Origin of the sequence: Nesterenkonia massiliensis (assembly GCF_000455245.1) — a bacterium.
In the GTDB taxonomy this organism is placed as follows: Bacteria; Actinomycetota; Actinomycetes; order Actinomycetales; family Micrococcaceae; genus Nesterenkonia; species Nesterenkonia rhizosphaerae.
Window position 1 is genome coordinate 448,320 of record NZ_HG005166.1, and the last position, 6,131, is coordinate 454,450.

Sequence of the window (6,131 nt, forward strand, 5' to 3'; positions counted from 1 at the left end):
CACCCAGCGTTCGGTCACGCGTTTTGACTGTATGAGAGGCCCATTTCGACCGAATCTGGTCGAAACTGCCGTCATATCGCGTGACCGAACGAGGTGCGCCCGCGGGACTCTTCAGGTGTGAAGGCCGCGGCCACTGCACGCGGCCGAGAGCCGAGCGCGGCTTGTACGCGCCCGCGGGACTCTTTAGGTGTGAAGGCTGAGCGCGGCTTGTACGCGCCGGCGGGACTCTTTAGGTGTGAAGGCCGCGGCCACAGCTCGCGGCCGAGAGCGGGTGGGGTTTCCCCGCCCGCGGGACAAACTCAGTGATCCACGGCTTTCTCCGCGCCGACTCCGGTCAGCGAGCGAATCTCCATCTCTGCCTGCTTAGCCGGATCTTCGGCCACCTTGGACGTCACCGAGCCCAGCCAGCCCAGGAAGAAGGCCAGCGGAATGGAGACCAGCCCGGGGTTGGTCAGCGGGTAGAGATCCAGCGATCCTTCGGGGAAGAAACTGGTGGGACGGCCCCACACCACCGGTGAGAAGGCAATCAGCACCAGTGCCGAGATCAGGCCGCCGTACATCGACCACAGCGCACCGCGGGTGGTGAACCGTTTCCAGAACAGTGAGTACAGGATGGTCGGCAGGTTGGCACTGGCCGCAATGGCGAAGGCCAGGGCCACCAGGAATGCCACGTTCTGGCCCTGCGCGCCGATGCCGCCCAGGATGGCCAGAATGCCGACGACGACCACGGTGATCTTGCCGGCGCGCATTTCGCCCTTCTCATCGAGCTGGCCCTTTTTGATGACCTGGCCGTAGACGTCATGGGCGAAGCTTGCTGAGGCGGTGATGGTCAGTCCGGCCACCACGGCCAGGATGGTGGCGAAGGCCACTGCTGAGATCACGCCCAACAGGAGGGTTCCGCCGAGCTCATAGGCCAACAGCGGCGCTGCCGCGTTCTGTCCGCCGGGGGCCGCCAGGATGGTTTCGTGGTCCAGCAGCGCTGCTGCGCCGTAGCCCAGCACCAGGGTGAACAGGTAGAAGGCACCGATCAGCGCGATGGCCACCACCACGGACTTTCGGGCGTCCTTCGCAGTGGGCACCGTGTAGAAACGGATCAGCACGTGGGGCAGGGCGGCGGTGCCCAGCACCAGAGCGAAGCCCAGGGAGACGAAGTCCAGGCGGGTGAATGCATCGGCGCCGTACTGCAGGCCGGGGCCGAGGATGGCTTCGCCGTCGGGGTGGTTGGTGGCGGCATCGCCCAGCAGCCCGGAGAAATTGAAGCCGAAGAGCGCCAAGACCCAGATGGTCATGACGGCTGAGCCCAGGATCAGCAGGGTGGCCTTGATGATCTGCACGAAGGTGGTGCCCTTCATGCCGCCGATGAACACGTAGACGATCATCAGCGCACCGACCACCGCGATCACCAGAGCCTGCCCGGCCCAGGAATCGACACCGATCAGCAGGGCCACTAGCCCACCGGCGCCTGCCATCTGCGGCAGCAGGTAGAACACACAGACGGCCAGGGTGGTGATGGCTGCGGCGATGCGGACCGGGCGTTGACGCAGTCGGAAGCTGAGCACATCGGCCATGGTGAACTTGCCGGTATTGCGCATCAGCTCCGCCACCAGCAGCAACGCCAGCAGCCATGCCACCAGGAAGCCCACCGCGTAGAGGAAGCCGTCATAGCCGTAGACGGCCACTGCACCGATGACGCCCAGGAAGCTGGCAGCCGAGAGGTAGTCACCGGCAATGGCCGTGCCGTTCTGCGTGCCGGAGAAGCCGCGGCCGCCGGCGTAGAAGTCTGCTGAGGTCTTGGTGGTCCGTGATGCGCGGATCACGAAGTACAGGGTGACCACCACGAACAGCGCGAAGATTCCCAGGTTCACCCAGGGGCTTCCCACGTCGGTGGACAATGTTGCCTCCGCGGAGGCAACCGGCAGCTCACCGGCTGCAGAACGGGTGGAAATGGTCCAGGTGCTCATGCTTTTACCTCCTCAGGCAGTCCGACGCCGGCGGCTTCAAGCTCTTCACGGATTGCTTTGGACTTGGGGTCCATGCGGGCGTTGGTGTACCAGACGTAGATGGCGGTGATGCCGAAGACCACCACAAAGTTGCTCAGGCCGTAGAGGACTCCGAGGTTCACATTGCCGATCACTTTGATGGTGAACAGTTGCGGGAAGAAGGAGCCCAGCACCACATAGGTGAGGTACCAGAGGAGGAAGAACACGGTCATGGGAAAGGCGAAGCTGCGGTGGGTGCGACGCAGTTCGCGGAAGTCCGCGCGCGCCTGTACCTCTTGGTAGTTCACGTCCGCCCCGCGGTGGTCATGGGCCGAGGTCATAGGTCCTCCTGCAATAGAAACTCTGATTGTGGCGCCCATCACATATGAGCGACTTCTAAAGTGTGGCAGGGTTCAGCGCAGTGGTGCCCGGTCGATGTTGAGCGGTTCGATAAGCGGCAGCAGTCATGCGCCAAGCGGCCTTCCTGTGATCCCTCCAACAGCCAGACCGTACACTCGGTGCATGCTCTTCAGGCGAGGCAGGCAGGACCGTAAGGCCACTGTGTCTAAGGCCACTGTGTCTGTAGTGTCCCCAGAGGTGAATAAGCACATTGCCGCCGACGACGCCGCAGCCGCTTCGGCGCAAACAGATCCAGACCAGGCGGATGTCTCCGCCCAGCTCCTTGCCGCTCAGCTGCGCACCCTGCGCGCGCAGATTTCACCGCACTTTCTCTACAACGCACTCAACGCGGTGGCCGCCATCATTCCTATGGATCCGCACCGTGCTCGGGAGCTGCTGCTGGACTTCGCCGACTTCACCCGGTACACCCTCCGCCATGAGGCCGACACAGTTCCGCTTGCCGAAGAGCTGACGGCTGTGGAGCATTACGTCGAGCTTGAGCGTGCCCGCTTCGCTCAGCGGCTGCGCATCAGTCTGCAGATCGCCCCGGAGGTGCTCAACGCGCCCATCCCGCATCTGAGCCTGCAGCCGCTGGTGGAGAACGCCGTACAGCACGGCCTAGGCTCGACCGCAGAAGGAGTGAATGTGCTGATCACTGCCGCGGATGAGGGCACTCATGTGCTGGTTTCGGTGGAGGATGATGGCCCTGGAACTGACCCGGCGCGCCTGGAGCAGCTGTTGGCCGGAGACGTGCAGGACAAGGACACCCATATCGGGTTGCGTAATGTAGACCTGCGGCTGCGCAGTATCTACGGGCCTTCTGGTGGTCTGACCTGCGAAACGGCGCCGGGTGCGGGGATGCGCGGCTGGTTCCGGGTACCGAAGTTCCATGCTCCGCTGATCGATCACCACACAGCCTTCAGGGGGTAGCCGATGAGAGCACCTGTGACACGTCCGCTGAGTGTCCTAGTCGTTGATGATGAGCCGCTGGCGGTCAGCCAGATGCGCTGGCTCCTGGAAGCCGAGCAGCAGGCGGCGATTGTGCATACCGCTGACAGCGCAGCTGCTGCTGAACAGGCGCTGCGTACCGAACAGATCGACGTCGTGCTCCTGGATATTCATATGCCAGAGACCAGCGGCCTTGAGTTGGCGCGTAGGCTGCGGGACACCCCGGTGATCTTTGTGACCGCTGATGCCCAGCCGGCTGTGGAGGCCTTCGAGCTGGAGGCTTGCGACTACCTGCTCAAACCGGTGCGCGCCCAGCGTTTGAGTGAGGCGCTGCGGCGAGCGTCAGCGGCACTGACGGCAGTGCCCCCGGAAGCGCAGCGGATCTCTGTGCTGCAGGGCGACTCCACAGTGCTGGTGGATATCCGCGATATCCGCTGGGTGCAGGCCCAGGGCGATTATGCGCGGCTGCACACCGTCAGCGGCTCGTATCTGCTCCGCGCGGCACTCAGTGATCTGGAGCAGCAGTGGGAGGAGCTGGGCTTCCTGCGCATTCACCGCTCTTACTTGGTGAATATCCACCAGGTCCGCCGGCTGCTGCATAGACAGTCGAAACTCAGTGTTGACCTCGGGGACGTGCACTTAGAAGTCAGCAGGAGGCTCGCCCCGGCGGTGCGGCGGCGTCTGGAGGCCCGGTGAGTAACACCTCGGGGGGCTGTAATGATTCGGCCGCGCAGGTCCGGTTTCAGCAGCTGCGCAGCCGGCGGGCCACCGTGCACGGCCCGCGCGCCGATCCCACCCTTGCCGAGGCCCTCGGCGACCCGCGCCACGGGATCCTGCGCCAGCAGGAACGGATCCGCAGCGCGCAGCGGCTGCGTCGTCGTCAGCTGGTGATTGCGCTGTGCGCCGCTGCTGTCTTAGGTGGCATCTTCGCGCTGGTGTGGGTACTGGCTGCCTCAGCCAGCGACGCGACCGGTCCGCTACTGCCGGCAGCAGTGGGATTCGGCGCGATGTTCCTCATGGGACTTGGGGTGCTCCGGACTATGAGCCGCGTTGAGAAGACATTCTCCAGTGGGCGCACCGATGCCGCCCAGGGGTCGTCATGACTTATACTGCAGTGCTGCTGATCTGCGCGGTGACCCTTGCGCTGGCTTTCTGGGGGCTGCGCTTGCGTCGCACCGCTGGGGACTTCTACGTGGCCTCCCGGCGGGTGAGCCCGTGGATGAATGCTGCTGCCATCGCCGGAGAGTATCTTTCAGCGGCCAGCTTCCTCGGGGTCATCGGGCTCATCGTCTCCGTTGGGGCGCTGGGGCTGTGGCCGCCGCTGGGGTACGCAGCGGGCTTTGTCATGCTGCTGGTATTTGTTGCCGCACCGCTGCGCCGATCCGGTGCGTATACCCTGCCGGACTTCATGATGCTGCGGTTCCGCTCTGCCGCGCTGCGCAGGATCACTGCGCTCGTAGTGGTGGTGCTGGGTTGGTTCTATGTGGTGCCGCAGCTGCACGGAGCCGCTCTGGTGACAGGCTTTGCCACCTCGCTTCCGGGGTGGACCGGTGCTGCCGTGGTGGTGGGGCTCGTGCTTGCGGTGGTGCTTTCTGGCGGAATGCGGTCAGTCACGCTGGCCCAGGCGGTGCAGTACTGGATCAAGCTCACGGCATTGCTGATTCCCGCGATCTTCATTGCACTGCGCTGGGACAGTGTGCAGCACACAGCCAGCGGCGGGGGAGCAGGCTCTGCCAGTGGGGCGATCACATCCCTCAGCGAACAGTTGCCGGGGGATCCGCTGGTGGTCTTCTCACTCGTGCTGGCCCTGAGTCTTGGGGCACTGGGGCTGCCTCATGTGCTGGTGCGCTTCTATACGAATCCGGACGGGGCATCGGCCCGGTCCACGGTGACAGTGCTGCTGGCGCTGTTGGGACTGTTCTACCTCATCACAGTTTTCCTGGGTGTCACCGCAGCTCTGGTACTTCCCGACGACGACGCCGCAGCCGATGCAGATACGGCACTGCTTCAGTTGCCTGCAGTGCTTTTTGACCCGGTAGCGAGTGATGTTCTTCTGGCGCTGCTGGTGGCGGGAGCTTTCGCAGCATTTCTTTCTACCGCCTCGGGTCTGGTGGTCTCGGTCTCGGCGGTGGTCAGCCAGGAACTCTTCGGCGGCAGCGTGGCAGGCTTTCGCTGGGGCGCGGTGATCGCCGTCGTCGTCCCGGTTCTGCTGACGGTCATGACGGCATCGCTGGGGCTGGCAGGTGCTGTGGCGATGGTCTTTACGATGGCGGCCTCGACCGTGGCGCCGGTGATGCTGCTCGGTATCTGGTGGCAGCGGATGAACGCCGCCGGGGCAGTGGCGGCGATGCTCACTGGCGGATCCGCCTCCACCGCTGCGCTGCTATCTGGCATTCTCTTCTTCGGCAGCGAGGCACCGGTGCTGCTGGCTTATCCGGGAGTATGGAGCATTCCGCTGGCTTTCTGCGTGGCAGTGACTGTGAGCCTGGCGACTGCCCCGATGCCCAGTGCGGCGGCGGTGGTGGCGCGACTCCACCTGCCCGAGGGTTAGTGAAGTCCGGGCAGTGAGGTCCGCCGGGGGTGTAGATAAGCAGTTCACTGGTCTACTTCAAGAGCGTCGGAATCAGAAGACTCAAGAGAGTAGATGTCCGCGGGCCCGTACCCTACTGGGGCCAATAGCCCTCGGCCGTGACCCTAGACCGTGGATCCTTAAGGCATGCTGCTTCGGGCAGCGGGCATAAAAAAACCCGCCCGCTCCAGGAGCGCCAGCACAGGCGGGTTCAGGCTAGGGCTTGCAGACCTAGA

6 protein-coding genes are annotated in these 6,131 nt (G+C 64.2%); 4 read left to right on the plus strand and 2 right to left on the minus strand.

The window, feature by feature from the left end; translation table 11 throughout:
- Nucleotides 1-299: 299 nt before the first annotated feature.
- Both TX78_RS05230 and TX78_RS05235 read right to left on the minus strand, forming a co-directional pair.
- Complete coding sequence (locus tag TX78_RS05230; RefSeq protein WP_044494234.1) at nt 300-1,961, minus strand: solute symporter family protein; 1,662 nt, start codon at nt 1,959-1,961, stop codon at nt 300-302.
- Nucleotides 1,958-2,320 carry a DUF485 domain-containing protein gene (locus TX78_RS05235; protein ID WP_044494235.1) on the minus strand — a complete coding sequence of 121 codons (363 nt, stop codon included), beginning with the start codon at nt 2,318-2,320 and terminating at the stop codon, nt 1,958-1,960. The genes TX78_RS05230 and TX78_RS05235 overlap by 4 nt, the downstream gene beginning before the upstream one ends.
- 181 nt (nt 2,321-2,501) lie before the next feature.
- On the opposite strand from TX78_RS05235, the gene TX78_RS05240 reads away from it, so the two are divergent.
- The 4 genes from TX78_RS05240 to TX78_RS05255 are packed head-to-tail and all read left to right on the plus strand — an operon-like array spanning nt 2,502 to nt 5,877.
- Nucleotides 2,502-3,308 carry a sensor histidine kinase gene (locus TX78_RS05240; protein WP_158644301.1) on the plus strand — a complete coding sequence of 269 codons (807 nt, stop codon included), beginning with the start codon at nt 2,502-2,504 and terminating at the stop codon, nt 3,306-3,308.
- Between the two features lie 15 nt (nt 3,309-3,323).
- Nucleotides 3,324-4,022 (plus strand): LytR/AlgR family response regulator transcription factor, encoded by a 699-nt coding sequence (locus TX78_RS05245; RefSeq protein ID WP_233722172.1) that lies wholly within the window; start codon nt 3,324-3,326, stop codon nt 4,020-4,022.
- Nucleotides 4,019-4,429 carry a hypothetical protein gene (locus TX78_RS05250; RefSeq protein WP_044494238.1) on the plus strand — a complete coding sequence of 137 codons (411 nt, stop codon included), beginning with the start codon at nt 4,019-4,021 and terminating at the stop codon, nt 4,427-4,429. Before TX78_RS05245 ends, TX78_RS05250 begins: the two co-directional genes overlap by 4 nt.
- Entirely contained in the window at nt 4,426-5,877 is a 1,452-nt protein-coding gene (locus TX78_RS05255) for a sodium/solute symporter (protein ID WP_044494240.1), read from the plus strand. The genes TX78_RS05250 and TX78_RS05255 overlap by 4 nt, the downstream gene beginning before the upstream one ends.
- Nucleotides 5,878-6,131: the final 254 nt, after the last annotated feature.

Excerpts from the sequence above, each read along its gene's own strand:
- TX78_RS05230 (WP_044494234.1), bottom strand. The coding sequence starts at position 1,961 with ATGAGCACCTGGACCATTTCCACCCGTTCTGCAGCCGGTGAGCTGCCG.
- TX78_RS05235 (WP_044494235.1), bottom strand. The coding sequence starts at position 2,320 with ATGACCTCGGCCCATGACCACCGCGGGGCGGACGTGAACTACCAAGAG.
- TX78_RS05240 (WP_158644301.1), top strand. The coding sequence starts at position 2,502 with ATGCTCTTCAGGCGAGGCAGGCAGGACCGTAAGGCCACTGTGTCTAAG.
- TX78_RS05255 (WP_044494240.1), top strand. The coding sequence starts at position 4,426 with ATGACTTATACTGCAGTGCTGCTGATCTGCGCGGTGACCCTTGCGCTG.